This is a genomic window from Sphingobacterium sp. N143, assembly GCF_030325625.1.
Taxonomy (GTDB): domain Bacteria; phylum Bacteroidota; class Bacteroidia; order Sphingobacteriales; family Sphingobacteriaceae; genus Sphingobacterium.
Window position 1 is genome coordinate 171,309 of sequence record NZ_JACAIS010000004.1, and the last position, 25,455, is coordinate 196,763.

Annotated in this window: 21 protein-coding genes; 9 read left to right on the plus strand and 12 right to left on the minus strand. The window is 41.5% G+C overall.

Annotated elements, in window-relative coordinates; all coding sequences use genetic code 11:
- Positions 1-217 precede the first annotated feature (217 nt).
- A complete protein-coding gene (locus HX021_RS09695) occupies positions 218-1,702 on the minus strand; it encodes a RagB/SusD family nutrient uptake outer membrane protein (RefSeq protein ID WP_286590023.1) in 1,485 nt (494 codons plus the stop codon).
- Positions 1,703-1,738: 36 nt separating this feature from the next.
- Entirely contained in the window at positions 1,739-4,849 is a 3,111-nt protein-coding gene (locus tag HX021_RS09700) for a SusC/RagA family TonB-linked outer membrane protein (protein WP_286590024.1), read from the minus strand.
- A gap of 431 nt (positions 4,850-5,280) precedes the next feature.
- Here HX021_RS09700 and HX021_RS09705 point away from each other — a divergent pair, with 431 nt between their 5' ends.
- Entirely contained in the window at positions 5,281-8,469 is a 3,189-nt protein-coding gene (locus HX021_RS09705; protein WP_286590025.1) for an AsmA family protein, read from the plus strand.
- A 144-nt stretch (positions 8,470-8,613) separates the two neighbouring features.
- Entirely contained in the window at positions 8,614-9,867 is a 1,254-nt protein-coding gene (locus HX021_RS09710; protein ID WP_286590026.1) for a hypothetical protein, read from the plus strand.
- Positions 9,868-9,914: 47 nt separating this feature from the next.
- On the opposite strand, the gene HX021_RS09715 is transcribed toward HX021_RS09710, so the two are convergent.
- Entirely contained in the window at positions 9,915-10,325 is a 411-nt protein-coding gene (locus HX021_RS09715) for an NUDIX hydrolase (RefSeq protein ID WP_286590027.1), read from the minus strand.
- Between the two features lie 520 nt (positions 10,326-10,845).
- Between HX021_RS09715 and HX021_RS09720 the strand changes: the two genes are divergently transcribed.
- Entirely contained in the window at positions 10,846-11,844 is a 999-nt protein-coding gene (locus HX021_RS09720; protein ID WP_286590028.1) for a beta-ketoacyl-ACP synthase III, read from the plus strand.
- A gap of 86 nt (positions 11,845-11,930) precedes the next feature.
- Here HX021_RS09720 and HX021_RS09725 read toward each other — a convergent pair whose 3' ends face one another.
- The 4 genes from HX021_RS09725 to HX021_RS09740 all read right to left on the minus strand — a co-directional run bounded on the left by HX021_RS09725 (position 11,931) and on the right by HX021_RS09740 (position 16,778).
- Entirely contained in the window at positions 11,931-14,204 is a 2,274-nt protein-coding gene (locus HX021_RS09725) for a multicopper oxidase family protein (RefSeq protein WP_286590029.1), read from the minus strand.
- Positions 14,205-14,370: 166 nt separating this feature from the next.
- A complete protein-coding gene (locus tag HX021_RS09730; RefSeq protein ID WP_286590030.1) occupies positions 14,371-15,210 on the minus strand; it encodes a DUF3347 domain-containing protein in 840 nt (279 codons plus the stop codon).
- Positions 15,211-15,390: 180 nt separating this feature from the next.
- Positions 15,391-15,804 carry a hypothetical protein gene (locus HX021_RS09735; protein ID WP_286590031.1) on the minus strand — a complete coding sequence of 138 codons (414 nt, stop codon included), beginning with the start codon at positions 15,802-15,804 and terminating at the stop codon, positions 15,391-15,393.
- 167 nt (positions 15,805-15,971) lie between these two features.
- On the minus strand, positions 15,972-16,778 hold the full coding sequence (locus tag HX021_RS09740) for an alpha/beta hydrolase (protein ID WP_286590032.1): 807 nt from the start codon (positions 16,776-16,778) through the stop codon (positions 15,972-15,974).
- A 236-nt stretch (positions 16,779-17,014) separates the two neighbouring features.
- Here HX021_RS09740 and HX021_RS09745 point away from each other — a divergent pair, with 236 nt between their 5' ends.
- From HX021_RS09745 to HX021_RS09755, 3 genes are all read left to right on the plus strand, one after another.
- Entirely contained in the window at positions 17,015-17,455 is a 441-nt protein-coding gene (locus tag HX021_RS09745) for an SRPBCC family protein (RefSeq protein ID WP_286590033.1), read from the plus strand.
- A gap of 178 nt (positions 17,456-17,633) precedes the next feature.
- Complete coding sequence (locus HX021_RS09750) at positions 17,634-18,092, plus strand: MaoC family dehydratase (protein WP_286590034.1); 459 nt, start codon at positions 17,634-17,636, stop codon at positions 18,090-18,092.
- A 25-nt stretch (positions 18,093-18,117) separates the two neighbouring features.
- The gene (locus tag HX021_RS09755) at positions 18,118-18,588 is read left to right on the plus strand and encodes a GNAT family N-acetyltransferase (protein ID WP_286590035.1); all 471 of its coding nucleotides are present in this window, start codon (positions 18,118-18,120) and stop codon (positions 18,586-18,588) included.
- A 69-nt stretch (positions 18,589-18,657) separates the two neighbouring features.
- On the opposite strand, the gene HX021_RS09760 is transcribed toward HX021_RS09755, so the two are convergent.
- Positions 18,658-19,632, minus strand: a complete 975-nt coding sequence (locus HX021_RS09760; protein ID WP_286590036.1) for a YeiH family protein — start codon at positions 19,630-19,632, stop codon at positions 18,658-18,660.
- A gap of 217 nt (positions 19,633-19,849) precedes the next feature.
- On the opposite strand from HX021_RS09760, the gene HX021_RS09765 reads away from it, so the two are divergent.
- Complete coding sequence (locus HX021_RS09765) at positions 19,850-20,209, plus strand: bleomycin resistance protein (RefSeq protein WP_286590037.1); 360 nt, start codon at positions 19,850-19,852, stop codon at positions 20,207-20,209.
- 123 nt (positions 20,210-20,332) lie between these two features.
- Here the strand turns inward: HX021_RS09765 and cysM are convergent, their stop codons facing one another.
- The 4 genes from cysM to HX021_RS09785 form a co-directional block, all read right to left on the minus strand.
- Complete coding sequence (cysM, locus tag HX021_RS09770; RefSeq protein ID WP_286590038.1) at positions 20,333-21,205, minus strand: cysteine synthase CysM; 873 nt, start codon at positions 21,203-21,205, stop codon at positions 20,333-20,335.
- A 6-nt stretch (positions 21,206-21,211) separates the two neighbouring features.
- Positions 21,212-22,021: a serine O-acetyltransferase gene (locus tag HX021_RS09775; RefSeq protein WP_286590039.1), complete on the minus strand. Its 810-nt coding sequence runs from the start codon at positions 22,019-22,021 to the stop codon at positions 21,212-21,214.
- Between the two features lie 179 nt (positions 22,022-22,200).
- A complete protein-coding gene (locus HX021_RS09780; protein WP_286590040.1) occupies positions 22,201-22,584 on the minus strand; it encodes a DUF3037 domain-containing protein in 384 nt (127 codons plus the stop codon).
- Entirely contained in the window at positions 22,562-23,359 is a 798-nt protein-coding gene (locus HX021_RS09785) for a HipA family kinase (RefSeq protein WP_286590041.1), read from the minus strand. Before HX021_RS09785 ends, HX021_RS09780 begins: the two co-directional genes overlap by 23 nt.
- A 360-nt stretch (positions 23,360-23,719) precedes the next feature.
- Here HX021_RS09785 and HX021_RS09790 point away from each other — a divergent pair, with 360 nt between their 5' ends.
- Both HX021_RS09790 and HX021_RS09795 read left to right on the plus strand, forming a co-directional pair.
- The gene (locus HX021_RS09790) at positions 23,720-24,262 is read left to right on the plus strand and encodes a DUF1599 domain-containing protein (protein WP_286590042.1); all 543 of its coding nucleotides are present in this window, start codon (positions 23,720-23,722) and stop codon (positions 24,260-24,262) included.
- Positions 24,263-24,266: 4 nt separating this feature from the next.
- Entirely contained in the window at positions 24,267-25,454 is a 1,188-nt protein-coding gene (locus HX021_RS09795; protein ID WP_353621029.1) for a BT_3928 family protein, read from the plus strand.
- Position 25,455 lies beyond the last annotated feature (1 nt).

Here is a 25,455-nt window from a genome sequence, read left to right on the forward strand (position 1 = left end):
CCTATCGGTCAAATAACGTTTCCCCCTAAAAAAACACCAATGCTCATAAAAAGTATTTTTAATATATTTCTCAACTGTTTATCTCTCCTAAAACCAAAAAATAGTAAAACCGCTATCCGTATACAAAAGTGTCCCGACAAGAACCAGGATGCAAAAAAAAGCCTGTATACCGAAGTATACAGGCTTTTATCTGAACAGCACAACACAAATAGTCATTTTAAAGATTTGGGTTGCGAACGGTTTCCTCATAAGGAATGGAAAACAAGTAATATGGACTATTTGCCGTAAAAACAGATCCATCCGGAAATTTCACCACACGATGTCCCTGACCATCCACTACTTTCGTTTTTCCATCCGCCCCAGTGATTTGTACCTGAATAGGCTTTCCATTGTCATCTACAAAAGATTTTCTGGCAACTTTTCCCTGAGTACGTATAATATCAGACAAGGCGAACCCTTCCCCCCACAGCTCTTTGCGTCTTTCTATCAGAATCTCATCAATTAACTTATTCGTATCAGCGCCCACAAATAACTTTGCTTTTCTGGCGGTACGCAATTTATTGAGTGCCGTTATGGCCTTTTCCCTGTCACCAGCACGCGCATAGCCTTCAGCTTCAATCAAAATCATCTCTGAAGCCCGCATATAGACAATATCACCAATCAAATTCTGTTTGAACTTAAACTTTTTATAACGTAAAAATCCTTCCCGACCCGGAAGATTGTCCCATTCAAATAAAGAATAACGAACATCACTGCTATCAAATAAGTTTTTAAAGTATGGATCGGCCATAAAACTATAATAATATGAGCCTGCAGACGACACATCCAAATAGTGAAACGTATAACTGGCAACATTTTGCTCATTGGTTTGCTTATGTCCCCATATCCACTCCGAGTTTCCAAGGTCATTAAATCCATTTTGATAATCAGACGCGCTCATCAGCTCATATTCGTTCCCAGCTTTTTCCGCATATTCAGCCGCCAATCTCCACTCACCAACCTGCAGATAGGTCCGTGCAAGCAACCCATATACCACATGGATATTGATCTCATATTTCTCCATTCTGGATGCATTGACCAACAACACCTCACTATCTTTTAGATCTTTCAATATCAGCTCATACACCTCCGCCTGAGTTGCCTTTGGCTTCCCTTCTGTCTGTAATGTACTTGGTTCAGTATAAATCGGGGCCACTTTTGCATTTTTGTCTTTTAAATAACTAAACTGATAAAAAGACGCTAAATTCAAATAAGCAAATGCACGGAGAACTTTTGCCCGCCCTTTCAGTACATTTTTATCTTCATCCGATCCGGCAGCACCATCAACCTTTGTGATCACATTATTGGCATTATCGATCACTTTATACAACATGATCCAAAAAGAATTCACCCGATTGGAGCGATTATTGGTCAGCTCAGTGAAAGCATAAGCATCACGGTAACCATATTTTGTTGTCACAGCAACATCATTTCCCATCGCGTCACTTGTACGCATAATGGCTGTATATCCTGGGTTGGCATAGGTAAAATATGTATCATTTAGATACCCCCATGTTCCATTGATAACAGTAGCAACATTATCCGTATTTTTGTAGATCTCTTCCTCAGGTACTGATGTAGTGGGATCCGTTTCCAGCATATCTTTGCACGATGTATTCGCCAATGAAAGCGCCAATACGATGTAGGCAATTTTAAATTTCATGATTTTCATTTAATTTTTCAGATTAACAACATACTATTAAAAAACAAGCTGAACACCTCCAGAAATAGTGCGCATGGCAGGATAACGGAAATAAGTAGCCCCATTGACTGTTTGTTCCGGGTCCATACCCTGATGCCCGTAGAACGTTAACAGATTTTCAGCGGTAGCAAAAACACGCAACCTTTCTATACCAATTCGTTTGATCATATCAGTGGGCAGGCTATACCCCAAGCTAACATTTTTTAAACGCGCATAAGTTCCACTATACAAAAAACGAGTGGATGACGATGTCCAAGTCAGATTATCTGTTGTTAATTTAGGCACTTCCGTCTGTGTATTTTCCGGTGTCCAGCGATTCAGGATTTCTTTCGACCAAGCTCTGCCCGGGTTATTGCCATTATGCATTAATTGTGTATAATCATTATCCAATATTTTTCCACCTAAACTAAAACTTAGCAATGCAGACAAATCAAAATTTTTATACGTAAAGCTATTTTGGATTCCACCTACAAGATCCGGAAGTGATGTACCAGCAATAAAATTTCCAGCCTTTCCATATTCAGAGGTTTTTTCCCCTGTTTTGTTACCATCTTTGTCAGCTACATACCATTGTGGCAACCCATTTTCCGGATTGACCCCAGCCCATTCAGGCAAATAGAAATCATAGATGCTCCCACCTACGCGCAAAAGCTTATTGCCTGTAACAATTGGCCTGTCATCTTTTGGCAACGAAGTAATCTTGTTATTATAATGGGAAAGATTCAGATCCAGATTCCATTTAAAATTTTCATTGCGCACAGGAATCGTACGAATATCCAGATCAATACCTGTATTTTTCAATGATCCTATATTTGCATCATATCCTGTATATCCTGTAGAATAAGCCATTGGCATGGTGAACAACAGATCTTTACTCCTCCGGTTAAAATACTCTACGCTTAAAGATACCCGATTTTGAAATGCAGACACATCAATACCCACATTCAGGTTGAGGTTGGATTCCCATTTCAGATCAGGAGTTGCTAGCCTACCCGTATATGTCCCCCCTTTACCCAGACTGTTGGCAATAGTATAAAGTCCTTTATAAGCATAATAAACACCTAGATTATCATTCCCTTGTCCACCATAACTCGCCCTAAGTGTCAGCTGATCAATACTATTCAGATCCTTTAAGAAATCCTCCTGCTTCATTTTCCAGGATCCGCCAACAGACCAAAATGTTCCCCAGCGGGTATCCGGTGCAAAACGGGAAGAGCCATCTGTACGCAAAGAAGTTGAAAAATAATACCGATTATCGTAGTTATACTCTGCTCTACCCAAAAAACTCAACAGTCTATAATCAACGCTAGACCCTGTAAAATTATTTAACTGAGAGGCCGCTACCGGTTCATAAAATCCCGGTAATACAAATTGTTGGCGGCTCCCTTCAATGTTACTGCTGTTAAAGTCATAATATTCTTGTCCTGCCAACACGTTGAGGTGATGCAAACCAAATTGTTTTTCATAGGACAATATATTATTCCAGGTCTGCGCAACGGTTCGTACATTCGACCGGAAGACATACCCTCCAGTATTTATGCCATCTCCTAGCAGTGGATTAGTGTAATCGTGCGTGTTCCCATTGGTATAGTCTACACTATACGTAGATTTAAATTTCAGATTCTTGGTTATCAAAGCTTCCAGGTACGCTCTGGCCGACAGGTTCTCTCTACGGATATCATTTTTATCCAATGGCAATGTCGCAGCAAGATTATTACGTGGTGTTGCCCCACTTGGACGATACTCTCCAAAATCGTAAACTTTATTTCCATTGGCATCCAATACATAGGATCCATCTGCATTACGCTCATAATACGGATAAAAAGATGGTACTAAACGGGCAAAATTAATAATATTGGCTGTATTGCTATCTTCCGACTGCGGATACTTCTGCTGTGTACTGCTGCCGCCAATATTGACACCTGCATTTAACCAGGACTTGACTTTACTATCAATATTAGCCCGTAGATTATAGCGTTTAAATCCAGATGCGATAGCTATTCCCTGATCGTTGAGATAGCCACCCGAGATATAGTATGTATTCTTCGCACTTCCACCACTAAAGCTCAAATCCCCCTGTGTACGCACACCAGTACGCTGCAGTACATCTGTCCACGGATCATCCCATAAGGTCTTTGCTCCTGCAGCAAGCTTACCATCTGCACCTACTGGTTGTGGAAATTGTTCACCATAAGGGTTTATATTTAGATCTGTCAATAATGAACGGCTTGCATCTGCAGCCGCCTGAGCGGAAGTTAGTCCATTTGATAACCCTTTATTCCTGAGCGCCTCCCAATACAATTGAAAGTATTCATCTGTGGAAACTTGGTCATAATCATGAACAGCTCTACTCGAATAACCTTGCGTAAAATTAAGGTTGATCTTTGTATTATCGGAGTTGACACCGGATTTAGTCGTGATGATGATAACACCGTTCGCTCCTCTGGACCCATATAGCGCACTGGAGGCAGCATCTTTTAAAACAGAAATGGACTGTATATCATTTGGATTTATCGAGTTGATATCCCCAGCATACGGATTGCCATCCAGCACGATCAAAGGTGCACTTGACGCATTGATTGATCCAATCCCACGAATACGGATAGCAGCCTCCGTACCAGGCTGGCCAGAAGAAGCAACAGATTGCAGTCCCGGAACCTGGCCTTCAAGCGCTTTCGTAATATTGGAGACCTGCCTGTTCTCAATCGCTTTGCTGCTGACGGTACTGACAGAACCTGTGATATTTGTTCGTTTGGCCGTACCATAAGCAACAACCACAACTTCTTCCAGATCTGTTGTCGAAGGCTTCAATGATAAATTGATACTTGCTCCCGTAGCCCTAACTTGTTGAGATTCATAACCAACAAAAGAAAATTCTAGAAAAGGAGCTTCATTATTGGTTACATTGACAACAAATTCACCTTTCGCATTGGTTAAAGTGCTTTGATTTTGATCTGAAACCCGTACACTTACCCCCGGCAGAGCCTGCCCTGTACTGGCATCAGTGACTTTTCCCTGGATAGAACGCTGTTGTGCATAGAGCTGATTCACTGAAGTAGCAGACAAAGCTATCGCTACCAAAGGAATGTATTTTAGTGTTGCATGCATATTAAGGATATTTTAATACGTTAGTTAAGTTTTATTAAAAATATAAAAAATAAGTTAAGTGTAATTAATCAAATGTAAAAGCACACCTGTTTTTATCAACTCAATAAAGACTACTTATTCAATAGATTTTATTGAATCGCAAATATATAACAAACTATACTAAATTGCTAGATTTTTTTACAATAAAAATTAAATATCTTAAAATCAGTAGATTAAACAAAAACAAAACAAGCAAATAATTGATAGTTAGCAAACTAACTATAATTAATAATCTTACAGTACCTTAGGTTAGAGCTCCCCCATTTATAACACATGCTCCTCTATATTGTCACCGAAAGACGACATATGCTCACTTCGCATTAAAATAATTTGATCAATCAATGGAGTTTAGCAATAAATTTCAGACTTTTGCATCCACAAAAAATAACACTGTGTCAAAAGCTAAATTTCTAAAGCTTGCAAAAAGAATCTCTATCGGTCTGGCAAGTTTCACAACACTACTCATTTTCTGCGTTTTATCCATTCCTTACATTTTTGAAAACGAAGTGAATACAAAAGTTAAGTCTCTGGTCAACGAACATATCAGCGGAGAGTTGAACTATAAAAAGGTACGGTTGACATTTTTTGACCAATTTCCACTTTTGACCGCATCCATGGACCAAGTATTGCTCAAAGGCTCAGCTCCATTTAAAAATGATACTTTGCTCGCTGCCCAGCAGGTAAGTTTTGGCATTGACCTCATTAGTTTACTCAAGTCCAAGATCGTAATTGACAAATTTATCGTCAGCCAGGGATGCGTGAATATCTTAGTGGATCCCCTGGGTAACAGCAATTACAATATCTATAAGTCCTCACCTAGCGACACTTCAAGGACCACAGACCATTCAGCAGGCAGTGCACTGGCATTCAAGCTGATCAAATTTGAAAAAACCAATCTGCATTACGAAGATCAATCCATTCCCCTATGGTTTGAAGCCAAGGACCTGGACTATGAGGGCAAAGGCGATCTCATGTCAAATATCTTTGACTTAAATACACGGGCCAAGATTGCTTCATTTTCTTTCTCGTTTGACAATGAGCTTTATGTCGATAAAAAGACAATAGACGCAACACTATTGACGCGCATTAATACTAACAAGCTGTCCTTCCTATTCGAGCGGAACGACATCAAAGTCAATCAGCTACCGGTACGTTTTCGAGGATTGCTGTCTTTTATTTCCCATGGCTATCACTTAGACTTCAAGTTAAAATCACAGGAAAGCACATTAAGTGAATTACTTTCCCTAGTTCCCAATAGCTACGCCTCCTGGATAAAGGATCTGTCGGTCCAGGGTACCTCTGAAGTATTTGTCAACTTAGTCGGTGATTATATCATCGACAATAATGAAATGCCTAATTTGTCCCTTGGCCTGACCATCAACAATGGCTACCTTTTCCATAAGCAGTCCAGCAACCCATTGACAGATTGGAATGCAAAGTTAAGAATAGATCTTCCCGGCTTAAATCCAGACTCCCTGAGGATTAACCTCCGGCAGTTTGACTTCAAGGTCGCCTCCGGATACTTCAACGCAAAAGGGGAAATAGCTGGTATCACACCGGTCACCGTACATGCCAATATGAAGAGCAGTCTTGATCTGGACATGCTTTACGCTTCCTTGCAGTTCCCCGGATTCTCTTTTGGTGGCACATGGAACCTCGATGCCCAGATCCACGGAATTTATGCCAAAGCTATCCGCAAAGTAGGCCTTCAAAAACGCGAACAGGAATATATTGCTTCGATCCCGACCTTTGTGATCAAAAACACACTCACAAATGGCCATTTTAAATTGGCAGACCTCCCCCAAGGACTCGACAAAATCGCCTACAACCTCGAAGCAAAAGATCCTGACGGTCAAATGAAAAGTGCAGTGGTTTCCATTCAGGATATCTCCATCCAGGCGCTCAATAATTATATAAAAGGTTATATTTCTATCACAGATTTTAATAAAATTGCAGTACATTCCGATCTTAAAGCCCTATTCAACTTGGCCGATATCAAAAGCTTCTATCCCATTAAGCAGGTCGAATTAGCCGGTCTGGTAAATGCCAACCTAACCGCCAAAGGTTATGTGGACCTTAAACGGAATATCTTCCCGGAGACCAATGCGTCCTTTGCGATTAAAAATGGACTGATCAAATCGCAGGATTATCCCATTCCAATGGAAAATATTCACGTTGAAGCATTTGTCAATAGCGAAAAAGGCTCACTCAATGACTTAAGGATTAAAATTCTACCTGTCTCATTTACATTTGCCGGCGAGCCTTTTTTCTTGAATGCAGACCTAAGAAACTTCAATGACATCAACTACAAAATCCAATCCAAGGGCAAGCTTAATCTTGGCCCTATTTATAAACTTTTTGCACTGGAAGGCACCAATATTGATGGTTTTATCCATACAGATCTCAACCTCAAGGGACTCCAGAGCGATGCCACCAATGGTCATTATAGCCGGTTACACAATACCGGCCGCCTTGAAATAGGCAATATTCAGGTTCAAACCGATTTGCTCCCTCAACCGATCGCCATCAAAAGTGGTAAATTCAGCTTCCATCAGGAAAAAATGAACTTCGATAAGTTTTTGATCCGTTATGCACGTAATGAGATCTCCATGACGGGCCACCTGAACAATGTCATCAATTACATGACCAGCAGCAATGCTGCCCTAAAAGGTCTATTTACCCTCAACAGCAAAAAGATAAATATCGAAGATTTCATGGTTTTTGGCAATAATTCATCCACGACAGCACCTACAGCATTAGAAAGTGGCGTTGTCTTGTTACCAATGAATCTTGATGTACAGGTATTGGGACAGGCCAACGACATCTTCTATAATAAGATGAACATCAAACATTTTAATGGCGATCTGCAACTTAAAAATGGCACATTGCTCCTCAGTAATACCCGATTTGATTTAGCTGGATTAAAAGTGGATATGAAGGGCAATTACCATCCATTGAATCCGCGAAGGGCTACTTTTGATTACGCAGTAAAAGCAGACAGCTTTGATATTCAGCGCGCCTATAAAGAGATTCCAATGTTCAGGGATATGGTCAGCTCTGCTAAAAATGCCTATGGACTTGTCTCATTAGATTATAAGCTGAGTGGCTTATTGGATGGTAATATGCAGCCTATCATGCCATCCATCGTCGGAGAAGGAACATTGACATTGGACCAGATCAAGTTTCGTGGATTTAAACTTCTGAATGGCATCAGCCAATCCACTTCAAAAGAAAAATTGAAGGATGGAGAAGTAAAAAAAGTAGCTATTAAGTCCCATATCAAAGATAATGTCATGACCATTGAACGGACCAAAATGAAAATGATGGGCTTCAGACCAAGATTTGAAGGTCAGATCAGACTCGATGGACATATGAATCTAGGTTTCAGGCTCGGTCTGCCTCCTTTTGGAATCTTTGGTATACCGATGCGTATTACCGGCACTGCTGACAATTTCAACCTGAAGATGGGAAAATACAAAGAAGAAGACCTCGATACAGAGATGGATGATGAGGATTGCAAGACATACAATGAAGCTCAAAAAAGAGCCGAATCCGCTAAAATCGACGCAAAAAAACAATAACATCGTCCACCGATTGGAAAGATAATGATAATACAAATTTAACATCCAGATCATCTATATAAAAACTGAATCATTTAGTTTCGTCAATAACATGAGAACTATTTGCAATTAGGATTGTATACTATTACAACAAAGCGATACAACATGATTCAGAAACAAACCCTTGGACTTATCTTGATTTTGGCCGCTATGAGTGGCGGATGTAAAAAAAATGAACTTGCAACGACGGGAACTGCGGTTGAAGACAGCACTGATCCCAAGTTAAAAGCGGCTACAGCTGCAGCCAGTGTCAGTGTCAACAGCTATGTCAACACCTCTTCCTATATCAATTCAGGCTTCAGTTTTTTAAACCCAGCGCAAGTCAACAAAAATCGCCAGGCCATTGGCGGCAGTGCATATACACAAGTCTATGGATTCAACATCCCCGAGGAAAACAGAGTTCGGGGCATCCGTTGGAATACCGATGATGAAACTACAGCAATCTGGCGCCCCCAAGGTATTACAGGTTTCACAAAAGATGGCGTACGCTACCTTCTGGTCAGCTGGTATGCACGTAATGGTGCTGAACATAAAGGATCTCGCATCACCCTGATAGATATCAGTCCAAGTTCCAGTACTTACCTTACTTATAGACATATATTATTGGTACAGGCAGATATACCGACCAGCCCAACGGGCTATACCCAATATGGGTCCTACGCACCATTAAAAGTACACGCAGGAGGTATCGCTTATTTCAAAGGAAAGGTCTATCTGAGCAGTACCAGTCTAGGCGTTCGTGTATTTGACCTCGACAAGATCATTGAAGTGAGCACTGGGGACAATACCTCCTCAAAATGTGGCAAAGACGCAAATGGGAATCTATTTGCCTTCAATTATCGATATATATTGCCTCAGGTCGGTTATCAAAAAATCAACAATGCCAGTCCATTTTCCACGATACAGATCAACGATGAAGGCACACAATTCTGGACCGGCCAATACTATGCCGGTAGTGCAGATCCGTCTATTGTACCCAAGATTTTTGGTTTTCCGATTGATACAGAAGGCAAGCTACAGAACGCAGGGATCGTTACTGTCACACCCAAAAACAGCCTTTTTGCAGACAATCATGCACACGGTATCCAGGGTGTGTTCCGAAAAGGAAACAGAACATGGCTTTCTTGTACAGGATCACCAAGTGACTCCTACGGATCCAGTGCACGATTGGCAAGATATACCGATGGGGCCGACAATACCGTACGCTACCGTTGGCCATATGGAGCCGAATCGCTATACCATGAAGCTAAATATGGCTATCTATGGAGTCTGACTGAATTTGAGCCCAACGCCGGTGCAAAAAATGGCAGCCAGGTCAATCGTTGCATATTTGCGGTCGATTTCTCCAAATATGAATAGTCACCTTAAAAGATACTAACTCTTTTAAACGCTTATGAAAGATGAGCTTAAATCAGCTCATCTTTCATAAGTTGCTCAAACACATGCAGTACGCCAACCACCTGAACCTCTTCACCTAAATATTCTTCATAGGAAAAATACTGAACAGCTCCGATTTCATTACTCGGCATGATATGCTCTGTGAGTGGATACAGGAAGCATTCCTGTTCCATGATTACTTCGGGCACCAAGCCATAGGCTGGGGCAGTGATATGGCAATAATACGTGATTTTTTCAGGATCAAGATCAATAGTCAATTCTTCCAGAATCTCTCTTCGAAGGGACTGCAAGGCATCCTCACCCGAATCGATCTTTCCGCCGGGCAGGTACCATGCCCTCCTATTGTTGCTGTAAGCAAGCAATAACTTATTCTCTTTTACACTGATCAAGCCCGCAGTAGGTAAATATTTTCGCATCATAAAACGGTGTAAGTTGCTACATCATAAACTCGTGCGGTGAAATTACCTCTTTTTATACATTTATCAAAGCTATCAAATCCACAATTTCCCGTCTCCCCATGGTTTCAACAAATGAATCATATAACTGCTTTGACCATCCTTAATTCAGCCGGCAAATCTCAATCTGTAAGAAACGATTTGTTCACATGATCATAAATCAAGGTACCAGAAAATCCGCTAAGAAAAACACATAAAAAGCTAGACCGTTCTCAGGTTTAGAAAAATACAAATAGATTAAAATTTCGAAAAAACAAACCTAAGCAACATATAATTTTGCTACTCAAAGACCAATTAAAAGAATAGTATAGCTTACTTGTTAAAAACAGTTAAGAATAGTAATAAAACGTAATTATTTTGTCAAAAACCAAGTTTATTACCGCTGACTTGCACAAATTAACCGTAGTTTTACGGCGCAAAATTCAATCCTGCCCGAGTTCGCTCAGTACAGGCCTGAAAAAAGAGAGATAGAGTACATTATTTTATGACTGAAAGAATACCGAGCAGACCGTATGCTGCCATCACTGCAATTGGTGGATATATTCCACCGAACAAAAGATCCAATACCGATTTAGAGCAGTTTTGTGACACATCCGATGAGTGGATTATCAAACGTACCGGAATTAAAGAACGACGGATTTTAGAAGATAATCTGGCAACCTCAGACATGGCGGTCAAAGCAATCCATGATTTAGCCAAACAATATAATAAAAACCTTCACGATGTGGATGCCCTTATCGTGGCCACATCGACACCAGATATGCCGATGCCGGCAACAGCAAATATTATTCTAGAAAAATTAGGATTGGCCAATGTATGGGCATTCGATGTCAATGCAGCTTGTTCAGGATTTTTATATGCTTTGGATATGGCTTCATCCCTGGTCGAAACAGGGCGCTATAAAAATGTGCTGGTTGTTGGCGCAGACAATATTAGCACCTATGTAGACCTAAAGGACCGATCCACGAATATTCTTTTTGGCGATGGTGCCGGTGTCATATGGCTTGAACCTTCACTTGAAGGTGGTATCATGGACGCTTACCTCTGTAGTAATGGTGCTGGCCGTGAGTTCCTCAAAATTGAGGCTGGAGGCTCACTCTATCCTATCAATAGCAACCTGCCCGTCAATGATAACCGCTTTCTCAAGCAGGATGGAAAAACCGTATTCAAACATGCTGTTCAGTCAATGAGTGATGCCTGCAATACAATCTTACAGCGCAACAATTTGCAGATTGAAGATATCAATTGGTTAATTCCACATCAGGCCAATCAGCGCATTATAGATGCCGTCGGCCGTAGTCTCAACATTCCGGAAGATAGAGCCTTGAGCAATATCGAATATCTGGGAAATACCATTGCTGCAACAATACCACTTTGTATCTGGCAGAATATCAAAAAATTGAATACAGGAGATCTCGTAATGCTGACAGCCTTTGGAGCGGGCTTCTCCTGGGGTGCCAGTATTTTTAAATGGATGATCTAACTAATTTTGGGCTATTGCCCTTTTTTAATGAATGCAAAAAGGCATCCCAGTGTATGGGATGCCTTTTTTTGTATAGTCAGATCTATCTAATAATTTAGTGACAGGCCTACACCAAATCCCATATCACTATCGTAGTGAGTTCTGAAGGCCATATTTTTTGTTAGCACATAATTCAGTCCGGCCATATATTCCAGATCCGAGTTGACCATAAAGTCACCCCGTACCCGCCGAGAGATCGGGATATCCTCACGCATCAGCTGCAATCTTACGATACCATCATGATATACTTCCGCCTGAAAATTCACCAACATTGGCAATGTGTACATAAAACCTAGACTCAAAGCTTTCCTACTGTCTTTCTTATTTGTCTGTCCAAAAATATTCTTTTCATGCTCATCCGACCCCATTTTTCGGTAACGGTAATCAAAGCCAACAAAAGGCATAAACCATTGCATCTTCCCTATAAATGTACCCAGATGCGTTTCCACCTCATAGCCATGCATCGCGTTATACCCCAATCTCCATTCGGTACCCAATTGCCATCTCGCATTTTGAAACATGGCCTGTCCATCATTTCCATTCGTTGCAAAATCATTCTGTGCCATAAAATGGATCATATTACTCTCCCGTTGGAGGGCTTTGTACGCTTTAGCCTTATCCGGAAGATAAGGATTTTGATAATCGCCAACAGCGAATACACGGTTCATCCCGGCCATCATATGATACAAGATGTGACAGTGAAAAAACCAGTCGCCTTCCTCATTTGCCAAGAATTCAATAGTATCCGTTTCCATTGGCATAATGTCAAGAACATTTTTCAATGGAGCTTTCGCTCCTTTGCCATTCAGCACCCTAAAGTCAAAACCATGCAAATGGATCGGATGCCGCATCATTGAATTGTTGTAAAGCGTGATACGCAGAACTTCTCCTTTTTTGACCGGAATCTTGTCCGTTTCCGAGAGGATCTTATTGTCCATACTCCATACATAACGGTTCATATTTCCGGTCAGTACAAATTTAAGATCACGCACAGGAGCATCTTTAGGTAATGCTGTACTGTGCGGCGATTCCAGCATCGCATAATTTAAAGTAACAATGTCAGCCAGCGCATTTGCATTATAACGACCAGGGTCCTCTTTCTGCTTCATCTCTCCGTGGTTCATCCCCTTGTGGTCCATGTCCTGATCTACTTTCTTTTTTCCATCTCCTGTGATCTCCGGGTACATCACGACATTCATATCCATTTGATTGAGGCTCATTTTCATCCCCATATCGTTCAGGTCGCCGTTCATTTTCATCATATCGTTCATCATTTTCATCCCCTCGAAATATTTTAGTCGGGGAAGAGGTGAAATAAGCTGTTTAATTCCATGACCGATAAAATAACTGGCAGACTGGGTCCGATCTTCTGTCGTCGCCATAAATTCATAAGCTGTGTTCTCATTCGGGATCGTGACAACAACGTCATAGGTTTCTGACACTGAAATCAAAAGCCGGTCAACTTCTACGGGTTCCACATCATTTCCGTCATTGGCCACAACGGTAATCTTTCCACCAGCATAACGCAACCAGAAATAGGAAGATGCTCCCCCGTTTGAAATCCGCAGCCTAACCTTATCCCCTGCCTTTAACGAACGACCATCAACTACCTCCAAATCAGTGGAATGCGCACCATTCATCAACACTTTATCATAGTACACGTCGCTCACATCCATCGCAAGCTGGCGTTTCCACTCATTGGTAACTTTTGTTTTAAATTTCCCTTCTTTGATCGCTTCCACATACGATTGCGTGGCTCCCTTTTTAATCGCCGACCAATCATTTGCTGTGTGCAGCATACGCTGGATATTATCGGGATTATAATTTGTCCATTCACTCAATATGATCGGGACCGTCGGAAGATCATCTATCCCCTTTCTAAACGTCGTATCATCAAGGCGTTTCTTCATCACAAAACTGCCGTACATCCCGATTTGTTCCTGCAGGCCCGAATGTGAATGGTACCAGTGTGTTCCATGTTGGATAATGGGAAAACGATACGTATACGTTGATTTTGGTTTGATAGGTTCCTGTGTCAGATGGGGTACACCATCTTCTTTATTGGGCAGAAACACACCATGCCAATGTAAAGAAGTACTTTCATCCAACTCATTATGGACCACAATCTCAGCAGTGTCCCCTTGTGTAAAGGTCAAAGTAGGCATTGGTATCTGCCCATTAACAGCGATAGCACGTTTGGCTTTACCCGCATAATTTACCACCGTATCCCTGACATAGAGATCATGCCGCACTACTTTCTGTGCAAAAACAGCCATATTTGCCATCAAAAAAAGTACAACAGTTATTATTTTTTTGCTCATTTTATTCTTATTGCTTAATTCGTATTTTGCTGTTCCTTCATCCAGCCGCATGCTTCTTTCATCCAGCACCAGGGCGATCCCCGCACAGTGCTATTTTTTTATGGTGGATAAATGCAATTCCGGATAAATTTATCAACAAAGTCACGATGGAATAGTTCATCGCCTCTTAATTAATTGTTTCGACGGTACTTCCACAGCTGAGCATTTTTGCACCAAAAAACGGGTTCTTAACCCCATTTTCCTTACTCAGCCAATGCCCACCCTTACCATCATTAAACATCGGACAATGTTGGTAATAAACCTGGGTTTCCAGCTTGGCTACTTTAACCAGTGCATAGATGTTGTTCGAAAGAGAAGCAAAGGAAAGACGTTGCCCAGCAATATCCTTTGCTTTTGTCATGTCCGCTGCATCTTTACGCAAATTATTCATCACCTTCATCCAGACGGTATGCTCCGCAGATGACAATTTATTCATATCCACAGCCTGAATAGCATCCAGCAATTTTTGGGCACTTGCGGCCGATGTTTTAGCATCATCCTTCACCAAAGCGTCTTTTACCACAAAATACCGACTGGTCACAAGCGCAAGTTGTGTACCATGCTCTGAAGAATTATTTGTCGTGGAATGCGTTTCATGTTCATGATGCTGATGCTCCGATACAGGCTTCAGCGTTCGCACATACTGGCTTTCTTTGGCTAATTTAGCATAAGCATCATCGGGGGCCAGAAATTTTTCACTGTCGAATCCTGCAAGAGCAATACGTTTGAGTACTTCATCAGCGCTCGTTTTTGTCGCATCATAAGTAATCGTTGCCATCTTCGTATCCCCGTTCCAGTCAACTTTAGCCAGCCTTCCTCCGCTCCCCGCTTTTTCAATCATCTGTTCACTTGCTGTATTTCCGAATACCTTCATCGTTGATGTCTGTGCATGTTTGATTTGTGCATAACTGTTTACATTGGATAGCAATATCATGATAGCCATCCCTATGATCGAATTTGATTTCATTTTGATTCTAATTTATAATGTAAGTAAAATAAGATGAAATCCCTGTTTAAATACCCCAAATAGTAAAAGAACGCATGACGGATCAGACGCGTACCAACAAGGGATTTCAACCAATAAGTTTAAGATTTTTGGATCCGGAATCCGATCCAATAAGACACAGCATGGGCTGCCATCGTGCTTTTAGATTATTTTGGGAGGCTGCCAGATCGAAAAATATCCTTGAGTATAGATCGGCTGTCTATACCCTGCATAGTGTTGAATGGCATCTGCATCTAAAAGTGAAAAAGCATCCTCTTCTACAGGAGATACCAGGAGATTATATTGCAGTGAACTGCGACAGGATTTTTCCGCACATTTCTTTTCGCAGCTATCAGCATTGTCCCCAGACTGTTCATCAGTATGTTTATCATCTGCGCAACAGCTTCCCTGTCCGGCATCCTCAGCCTCCATATTCTTTTCCAAACAGCAAGCATGCTCAGCAGCTTCCTCCTGTTTTAGTTCTTCAGCGGCCGCATGACAGGCAAAGACCCGACCTGGGACTAATAGGAGCCCCAACATACAGATTAACAACACAATGTTGACTTTTGCCCGCATAAGGATTAAATTAAAGTATATACAAACCTTTTCTACATGCAAGTGTAATATCTGTAAAAATAGCGGTCTGTGCTTTTATCAGTGTAAAGATCGTTACTATTTCTTAAATTATACTTATAATATTTCCAGTTTCTTTTGTAAGATTTTTCATGGCATCAGCCATTTCATTACTTTTCTTGCTCTTTGATCCACTTGAGCATCAATAAACAGCCCGGCGCATAGACAGCACCATGATCAAAGCCCTGCAATTCATACAATGACGTTTTTGGGTGCCCCACTTGTTTGAGTATAGCCGCCAGATGCGCATTCTCTTCATACCTTGCTGGCAGCTCCAGCTTCGCATCGCCAGTGATCAGGACAATAGCTGGGGCATCCTTTCGTGCAAATGAGATTGGTGCAAATTGATCGATCTGCGGGATCACCATCGACTGCCCGCGCTCCTTTTTAATAGTATAATGTGTATTTGTCTGACCACTGATAGGTGCCAACCCTTTAATTTTATTGGCATCGACGCCATATCGCTGTAGATAACTCGAATCGAGCCCCACCATTAAAGCCAAATACCCACCGGCGGAATGCCCAGAAACATAAATTTTTGCCGGATCACCACCATAAGAAGCAATATTGGCAAAGGTCCAGGCCACTGCTTCAGCCGCATCATCGATATAACTGGGGGCTTTCCCCTTTGGGCTTAAGCGATAGTTGACTGCAACGACAGCAACACCCTTATCCTTCAGTTCTAGTGGAATAAACTTATTTCCTTCTTCCAACCCGCCACCATGGAACCATACAATAGTAGAAAAACCTTTTCGATCGGCTGGGACGTAGAGATCCAGCTTACAACGTTCTTTTTTGTAGGCATCAGTATCCGTATTTTTACAGTAACTGATATTTTCTAGTGTTCGGTATTTTTGCGCAAAGATTGTACCCTGCGAAATCAATAAAAAAAATAGAACAAGCAGTCTTGAGAGCATAAAAAATGAGTTTACATATTCAGCCTCATAAAGTTAGTAAAAACTATGCTAATACGGGGCACCGATCCCTAAAATTAATTGATGTGACCATATGCTCATCATTTTGATCAGCCTGTTCAGATCATTTCTGTTGAAATTTCGATAATTATCACTTCAGGATATAACAAAACCCGTAATTTCCTGTTTATTATTTTAGAAACTGTTATTACTTAATCTATAAAACTGATCAATAGCATATGGAACAGATAAAAATTCAAGCCAATATCAATGTACGAGTAGAAACCATCTGGAATGCGTACACCTCCGCAGAAGATATTATGCAGTGGAATCAAGCCTCTGATGATTGGCACTGTACAAGTTCAATCAATGACCTCCGAGTAGGTGGAAAATTCAAAAATCGCATGGAGGCGAAAGATGGATCTGCCGGTTTTGATTTTGAAGGAACCTATACCGCTCTCGACCCCTTTAAAAAAATCGCTTATGTCATGTCTGATGGCCGCCATGTGGAAATTCATTTCGATACAAAAAAAAACACCACCGATGTCAACGTAGTTTTTGACGCTGAATCCGAAAACCCCATTGATTTACAACGCAATGGCTGGCAGGCCATACTGGACAATTTTAAATCTTATGTTGAAAGAACATACGGCAACCCGGCCTATGGTCAGACACATTAAAATGTGTGGATATTATTTTAAATACATTACGGTTGCCAGCCATACTGCGATCCAGAACGATTTAAATAGGTAATATGCTTGGATTACTAGGTACATTAGCTATCTTTAACCAAGATTACGTAACATGCGTATGACCTTCGGATATAAAGTCCAATGAAAAGCGATAAAGACATAACATATGACAATAATTAACAATTATGAAGAGTACAAAGCCTTTGAAGGCAAGTCATTAGGAGAGTCCCAATGGCACACCATTGATCAAAAACAGATCAATCAATTTGCTGACGCAACTCTTGATCATCAATGGATCCATCTCGATAGTGAAAAAGCAAAAACGGATAGCCCCTTCAAGACAACGATTGCACATGGCTACCTGACCCTGTCGCTTATTCCCTATTTATGGAAACAAATAGCCGAAGTGAGAAATGTAAAGATGGAAATCAATTATGGCATTGAAAACTTACGTTTTGCTCAGCCGGTTCTTGTTGACAATGAAGTGCAGTTACATACGCATGTAAAATCTGTGGTCAACCTCCGGGGTGTGATCAAAGTAACGATTGAAGCTACCTTAAAAATCAAGGATACCGCAAAACCAGCCTATGTTGGTGACGTCATTTTCTTATACCATTTCAATTAGCCTTCATGCCTATCCAATATTCGATATGCAAGATGATTTAAACATAAAAGAAATAACAGATCATAAGGATTTTCCTTATGATCTGTTGCTTTTGGCCGATGAGACTGTGGCCGCAATCAACAACTATATTTTCAATTCAAAGGTCTATACAGTACTGGATCAGCAGCAGCCCATTGCTGTATTTTGTTTATACCCACACGATACCCAAACCCTGGAGATTAAGAATATCGCCGTTTCCGTCCCCCATCAAAACAAGGGGCTTGGAAGCCGCATCTTGCATTATATCCAAAAAAACTATGCGAAATCCTATGCGAACCTGATTGTCGGTACTGCCGACTGCGGTATCCATCAAATCCGATTCTATGAGCGTAATGGCTTTGTCCCCTATGGTATTCGGAAGAATTTTTTTATTGACAACTATGATCAGCCCATCTACGAAAACGGCCAGCGCTTAAAAGATATGGTCCTGTTAAAATATCAGTCTTCAGGATCTTGATGAAACTCTTCAGCTGAAGAGTACAGCATGCTAACGAATAGGTATCTCCCATTTCCTTTTGCTGACCGTTTAAAAACAAAAATAAATATACACTAGGACCGGGATTGACAGGCATAGCCACAGTACTATACCTTGTAATATCGCCTTGAGACCGACAGACAATAGGACATCCCTCGACATACTTGCTCCGATCAGAAACAACGTTAATGTAAGTCCGATCTTGGATATCGCCACCATATACGTCTCAATGGATTGGAACCAGGGAACATAACTGTTCAAGATAATGACCAGTATAAATAATGCGATAAAATAAGGAAATTTGACTTTCGTTCCGTTCGATTTAAACGCCAGGCTGCTCAAAAACGAAATTGGAATAATCCATAATGCCCGTGTCAATTTGACCGTTGTTGCAACTTCCAGTGCCTCACTGCCGTATTTGCTTGCCGCGCCGACGACAGAACTGGTATCATGTATTGCTACGGCACACCACAATCCAAACTGGGTTTGTGAGAGATCCAGGATACGGCCTACCGTAGGAAATACGAACAATGCCAGGGCATTCAATAAAAATACGGTTCCCAAAACCATACTGATCTGCTTTTCGTTTGCCTTTATTGCCGGTGCAACTGCCGCAATAGCACTTCCGCCACAGATTGCTGTTCCCACGGCAATCAAATAGGCTGTTCCCCTTTCTAACTTGAATAAGTTGCCCAATACATGTCCCAGAGACAAAGTGCCCAACATCACCAACAGGGTCAAGAAAAATCCCTGCTTCCCGGTCTGTATCACAGTATCCACCTGCATCCCGAACCCCAATCCCACGATCGATACTTGTAGCATAAGCTGAGTCAGCTTATGGTTGAGCGTCAAAAAAGGATGACCTATCCATTGTGCGACAATGATCCCCAACAGTAAAGCCATTGGTGCCGACACCATCGGTGTAAGACACATAACGAATAAAAGAATAAAGATAAGCTCTCGAATTGAAACCTTTTTATTTAAAAGCTGTCTGTACCGGAATTCGGCACTTACTTTCTTGTCCATATAACTGTAAATTGATATGGCACAAATTTGAATAACTTTTAATTATCCATTAAACTATAAAAAATAATAAGTCATAACTATATATTATTGATGTTACAGGTATTATTCAGCAAAAATCAGCGGTTACACCTATACAGTCTTAAATTCCTGCTGATTTAAACATATAAATCATTATATTTCAATTAAATTCAACATTATATCAAATAAGAAACAAGTTATGAAATTGACCGCCATACACCCCAAGTTGCCCATGCGTGACAAAGCCGCCACCAAACATTTCTACCTGGAAAAGCTCCATTTTCAACCTTGCGGGACCGAAGACTATCCCGGTTATCTGATGATGAGAAAAGATCTTGTCGAAATCCATTTTTTTGAATTCGCTGATCTTTTACCTGCTGAGAACTATGGTATGGTCTACATCCGTACAGATCATATCGACCAGCTCTATCAGTTCATGCAGGAAAATAATATTGTCATTCATCCCAACGGCAGACTGGAGACCAAACCTTGGGGACAACGGGAATTCTCCATCCTGGATCCCGATAATAATCTGCTGACTTTTGGCCAGGCTATATAAATCCAAGAACATCAGGAATCATGCATCAATGTAAAAAAAATAGCCTTACATTATTATAAACATAGCATAATAATGTAAGGCTGTCGAACAAGGCTATTTCAGATAGCCTGATCGCATGGCAACCTAAGCAAACAGATCGGAGCTCAGATAACGGTCGCCCCGGTCACAGGCGATAAATACAATCACCCCTTCCTCAATTTCTTGTGCAATTTTAAGCGCTCCAGCAAATGCGCCCCCCGTACTCATTCCGGCAAACAGACCTTCACGTTTCACCAGTTCACGGGCCAGTTCGGTCGCTTCCTGCTGTGAAATATCAATCACACGGTCCACGCGGCTCGGATCAAATATTTTTGGCAGATACGCCTCAGGCCAGCGCCTGATGCCTGGTATGGAAGATTCCGGTGTGGGTTGACAGCCCACGATCTGGATGGCAGGGTTTTTCTCCTTAAGGTACATTGAATTCCCCATAATAGTTCCTGTCGTTCCCATTGCACTTACAAAATGCGTAATTTTGCCAGCTGTATCACGCCATATCTCAGGTCCTGTCGTTTTGATATGTGCTTTATAATTATCCGGATTCGCAAATTGGTTCAAGATAAAATAGCCTTCTTTTGCTGCCTTCTCCTCCGCATAATCACGACAGATTTCCATCGATTCCAGCAAAGTAACCTGAGCACCATAGGCTTCCATCGTAAGCGTTCTTTCTCTGGTAGATGACTTGGGCATCACCAGTTCCAGGTCCAGACCATATATCCCAGCAATCATCGCCAGGGCAATTCCTGTATTGCCACTGGTAGCTTCGATCAGTTTACTCTCTTTTGAAATTTCTCCACGTTCCAATGCCGAACGGATCATATTCAGTGCCGCACGGTCTTTAACCGATCCCGCAGGGTTGTTCCCCTCCATCTTCGCAAAGATGTGCACCTTCGGATTTGAATGAAATTGGGTAATCTCGACCAAGGGAGTATTGCCAATGGTATCTATGATGTTTCCCATAAGTTTCTATATTATTGGTTTTGAATCTATAAATTTTGATGTTGCTTGATGATATACCGTAGTATAAGGTTCCACTGACCCTGTCAACCACACATTTCCGCCAATCACCGAATGATGCCCAATATAGGTCTCACCTCCCAAGATCGTCGCTCCCGAATAAATAATCACATGATCGCCAATTGTTGGATGGCGTTTCACATTCGAAAATCCTTTATCCACACTCAGAGCCCCTAAGGTTACGCCTTGATAAAGTTTCACATAATTACCGATCGTACACGTTTCACCAATCACCAACCCTGTCCCATGATCAATATGCAGGTGATGACCTATGGTGGCTCCCGGATGGATATCGATTCCGGTCTTTGAATGTGCATGTTCGGTCAATATCCTGGGAATTAATGGCACGCCAAGCCTATGCAATTCATTTGCCATCCGAAAAATACAGATCGCAAAAAAACCAGGATAAGTACGGACCACTTCCCGCTTATTCTGTGCAGCAGGATCCCCATCCATCAGCGCATCAGCATCCCAGCACATCAGCTCATAAAGTGCTGGAATACGCTCAAAAAACTGGCGCGCCACTTTCGAATGATTGCAATTTCCACAGGCTTTTGACTTGCTCAATAGCTGTTCCAGCTCCAGCTCAAACTGTTCAAAAGCCAGCTTCACGTCATCGACCGATTTCATCTCACCCGAATTTCGTTCCGGAAAAAGTGCATCCAGAATTTTGGTCGCCCAACCACAGATCTTCTTGTTAGAAGGCATTTCTAAAACAGCGAGTTGCTGTTCATAGATATGTTGATAAAAATCATGCATCTCCAAAAGTAAATATTGAAACAAATATACTATACAATATTGATAGATTAACCCTTATTTTCATGAAAGTATCCCAATACTCCTCTTATTTGGTCACCTTTTCTTCATTTTCCATCATAGTTGGACGAATACCCCGACATCTTCATGCCTTTCATTACCCAAGCCAAGCCAGCTGTCCACTACAGCACCAAACGCTCAAAGAGCTCCTGTAATGTGATTTCTGGATCTTCACAAAGCCCCGGATGCGATGCCGAACATTGAATCAAGGTACTTCGCTTCGCCGTCAGCCAGCGAAACCTTTCGGTCATATCCAGTGCAGCAAGTTTTCCAGCACGCTTATCGCCGTTGCAGATCTGTTGAAAAGAAGACAGATGATTCTCAATCAGCTCCAGCTCAATTTTTGGACATAAGGCCCTCACCTTTTGTTCATCTATGGCATAGATCATCTTCGCAAAACGATATTTACGGCAATAGAGCGCAACACCAACATTGATAAATTCCTCACGCTCCACCCGTGGTACCAGCCGTACCACAGCATACTCATACAATGTTCTTTCTGGCATCTTCAATCTGTTTTACAAAAATGGACGAATTTGCAATGCGCTCCTTCAAAAAAGAAACATACACTTCTCTGGCATCCTCAGCCGACAAGTCTCGTTCGGGATCTGCCAGCCATTCATCCGGCACAATCGCTACTATTTTCCGAAAAACATCTTCAGTAAAGCTGGAGCTAAATTCGGCATCTACCTGTACCACCATGCTCGCATTTTTCAGCAGGACATGGTCTTTAATCTGAACAAATGGTTTGACCGATTGTTCTTCCCAGTTATCCCAGCTATGATGGAAATACAGTGAAGCCCCATGGTCGATCAACCACAGCTCCTTATGCCAGATCAACATATTGGTATTTCGTACGGTACGATCTACGTTCATCAGCAAAGCATCCAGCCAAACGATCTTGGATGCTTCCTCTGCGCCGATAACATCCACATTGGCATCAAACGTGATGGCACCATTTAAAAAATGCAGCCCCAGATTCTTTCCGACACTAAATTTAAGCAGATCCTGTATCTCCTCATCCGGTTCGGTACGTCCAAAAGACTCATCCAGGTTGGCAAAGACAATCTCAGGCACCCGCAACTGGAGCAATCTCGCCAGTTCTCCACCGATCAGCTCAGCGATCAACGCTTTTCGCCCTTGTCCAGCCCCTCTAAATTTGATGACATAACTAAAGCCATCATCCGCATCGACCAATGCCGGCAACGATCCTCCTTCCCGAAAAGGTTGCACATAACGGATGATCTCTACTTCTCGAATAATAGGTTGTTGAAAATCCATGAATCTCTATTTCGTTTACAGTCAAAGTTGGCAATCAACCTTGATATTAGATCAAACTTAGATAAATTGCCTTTGATATGCAATAATTATCTGTTGACATAATCCTCAAACGAGGAGCTAAATTCCTTTTAACCATAAAAAGTATAAAATCAGTACATGAGGTAACCGATTCTTCCAAAATACTCCGCCCTAGCACAAGCGCCAGGCATCATTATGATAGAGAGTTCCCTGAAAATTGTTTAATATTTTGGTAAAATAGCATAAATTGTACATTAATTTGACCATCAGAAGTACTTTTTTCTAATTATATTTGTCTTGTAATCTAGACTTGTCTCAACAAGTTCTTTCTCAAAAAACGATATGGATACTATGCAAGAATATAACAGTGTAATCAAGCACTGTCAAGATTTATTTATTAAAAAAACAAAAGATTATGGAACAGCATGGCGTATTATGCGTCTCTCGTCCATTACAGACCAGATTTATATCAAAGCACAGCGTATCCGCACCCTAGAAATCAAAAAAGTATCCAAAGTGGGTGAAGGCATTGTAGATGAATACATCGGGATCATCAATTACTGTATCATGGCAATGATTCAGATCGACCTTGGTCAGGATGGAGAGGAAAATCTTGATCCAGCCTTCGTCAATCAAAAATATACCGAAAAGGTCACCCAGACAAGGGATCTGATGTTGGCCAAAAATCACGATTACGGTGAAGCATGGCGGGATATGCGGGTTTCTTCAATGACCGATCTGATCCTGATGAAAATACACCGCGTCAAACAGATCGAGGACAATAACGGACAGACACTTGTATCCGAGGGTATAGGTGCCAATTATCAGGACATGCTCAACTACGCCGTGTTTGCGTTAATTAAGTTAGGGATAGCACAACAATAATCAGATGATGACAGCCACAGCACCGCATACAAAGACAAATTATTTTTTAGGTTTTTGCCGTATTTTCACAGGCTTACTTTTTATTTTCTCAGGATTTATAAAAGCCAATGATCCTACTGGTTTCGGCTATAAGCTGCAGGAATATTTTGAGGTCTTCCATCTCAGCGCCATGAATGAATACGCTACGGCAATAGCAGTGCTGGTCTGCGGGTTCGAGATTCTGCTGGGGGTCCTGTTGCTGCTTGGCGTATATGCCAATACGGTGGCTTGGGGACTGTTACTGCTGATCTTATTTTTTACATTCTTGACCTTTTATTCCGCATTTTTCGAAGTTGTCACTTCCTGTGGCTGTTTTGGTGATGCCATTCCATTGACACCATGGCAATCTTTTTCAAAAGATCTGGTGCTCTTGGCTCTGATCCTGATTATATTTTTCAGGCGCAAGCAGATCAGATCCCTGATCAAAGGTTCAGGCAATCAATTTGCCGCTATTTTGATTACGGCAATTATTTCCTTAGGTATCGGAATTTATACCGTCAATTATCTCCCAATTATAGATTTCCTGCCCTACAAAGTCGGTAATAATCTACCTGCGTTGATGGTATTGCCAGAGGGTAAGCAAGCTGATGTGTTTGAACAGCTCTACACCATGAAGAACAAAAAAACAGGGGCCACAAAACAAGTGAATGATAAGGTATACATGGCCGATAAACTCTGGGAAGATGAATCTTGGGAGATTATTGGCGAACCCGAAAGCCGGCTTATTCAAAAGGGATATGATATTCCTATCCCAGATCTGCTGATCACAGATGCCGACGGTGCAGACCATACACAGGAAATCATCAGCAATCCATATTATAATATGATTATTGTTGCCAAAGATCTTTCATCGGCGAATATTGATGCGCTCCAGAAAATCAACCAGACAGCAATGCAGCTGACCAAAGACTATAACGGTCTCCGGATCGTCCTATTGACCGCATCAGCCTCCAAAGATGCGCAATACCTCAGCGATAAAATGCAGTTGATTGCTGAAATTTACTATGCAGACCTCATCCCGCTCAAAAGTATGGTGCGGGCCAATCCTGGTGTGCTCCTATTAAAAGGAGGCAATGTCATGGGCAAGTGGCATTACAACAATTTTCCTGAAGCCAAAACAATTGAAGATCATTTTTTAAGTAAAGACAAATAAT

What these genes read in the sequence shown, in the direction of transcription:
- HX021_RS09695 (WP_286590023.1), bottom strand. Translation starts at nt 1,702, where the DNA reads ATGAAATTTAAAATTGCCTACATCGTATTGGCGCTTTCATTGGCGAAT.
- HX021_RS09700 (WP_286590024.1), bottom strand. Translation starts at nt 4,849, where the DNA reads ATGCATGCAACACTAAAATACATTCCTTTGGTAGCGATAGCTTTGTCT.
- HX021_RS09710 (WP_286590026.1), top strand. Translation starts at nt 8,614, where the DNA reads ATGATTCAGAAACAAACCCTTGGACTTATCTTGATTTTGGCCGCTATG.
- HX021_RS09715 (WP_286590027.1), bottom strand. Translation starts at nt 10,325, where the DNA reads ATGATGCGAAAATATTTACCTACTGCGGGCTTGATCAGTGTAAAAGAG.
- HX021_RS09720 (WP_286590028.1), top strand. Translation starts at nt 10,846, where the DNA reads ATGACTGAAAGAATACCGAGCAGACCGTATGCTGCCATCACTGCAATT.
- HX021_RS09725 (WP_286590029.1), bottom strand. Translation starts at nt 14,204, where the DNA reads ATGAGCAAAAAAATAATAACTGTTGTACTTTTTTTGATGGCAAATATG.
- HX021_RS09730 (WP_286590030.1), bottom strand. Translation starts at nt 15,210, where the DNA reads ATGAAATCAAATTCGATCATAGGGATGGCTATCATGATATTGCTATCC.
- HX021_RS09735 (WP_286590031.1), bottom strand. Translation starts at nt 15,804, where the DNA reads ATGCGGGCAAAAGTCAACATTGTGTTGTTAATCTGTATGTTGGGGCTC.
- HX021_RS09740 (WP_286590032.1), bottom strand. Translation starts at nt 16,778, where the DNA reads ATGCTCTCAAGACTGCTTGTTCTATTTTTTTTATTGATTTCGCAGGGT.
- HX021_RS09745 (WP_286590033.1), top strand. Translation starts at nt 17,015, where the DNA reads ATGGAACAGATAAAAATTCAAGCCAATATCAATGTACGAGTAGAAACC.
- HX021_RS09750 (WP_286590034.1), top strand. Translation starts at nt 17,634, where the DNA reads ATGACAATAATTAACAATTATGAAGAGTACAAAGCCTTTGAAGGCAAG.
- HX021_RS09755 (WP_286590035.1), top strand. Translation starts at nt 18,118, where the DNA reads ATGCAAGATGATTTAAACATAAAAGAAATAACAGATCATAAGGATTTT.
- HX021_RS09760 (WP_286590036.1), bottom strand. Translation starts at nt 19,632, where the DNA reads ATGGACAAGAAAGTAAGTGCCGAATTCCGGTACAGACAGCTTTTAAAT.
- HX021_RS09765 (WP_286590037.1), top strand. Translation starts at nt 19,850, where the DNA reads ATGAAATTGACCGCCATACACCCCAAGTTGCCCATGCGTGACAAAGCC.
- cysM (WP_286590038.1), bottom strand. Translation starts at nt 21,205, where the DNA reads ATGGGAAACATCATAGATACCATTGGCAATACTCCCTTGGTCGAGATT.
- HX021_RS09775 (WP_286590039.1), bottom strand. Translation starts at nt 22,021, where the DNA reads ATGCATGATTTTTATCAACATATCTATGAACAGCAACTCGCTGTTTTA.
- HX021_RS09780 (WP_286590040.1), bottom strand. Translation starts at nt 22,584, where the DNA reads ATGCCAGAAAGAACATTGTATGAGTATGCTGTGGTACGGCTGGTACCA.
- HX021_RS09785 (WP_286590041.1), bottom strand. Translation starts at nt 23,359, where the DNA reads ATGGATTTTCAACAACCTATTATTCGAGAAGTAGAGATCATCCGTTAT.
- HX021_RS09790 (WP_286590042.1), top strand. Translation starts at nt 23,720, where the DNA reads ATGGATACTATGCAAGAATATAACAGTGTAATCAAGCACTGTCAAGAT.
- HX021_RS09795 (WP_353621029.1), top strand. Translation starts at nt 24,267, where the DNA reads ATGATGACAGCCACAGCACCGCATACAAAGACAAATTATTTTTTAGGT.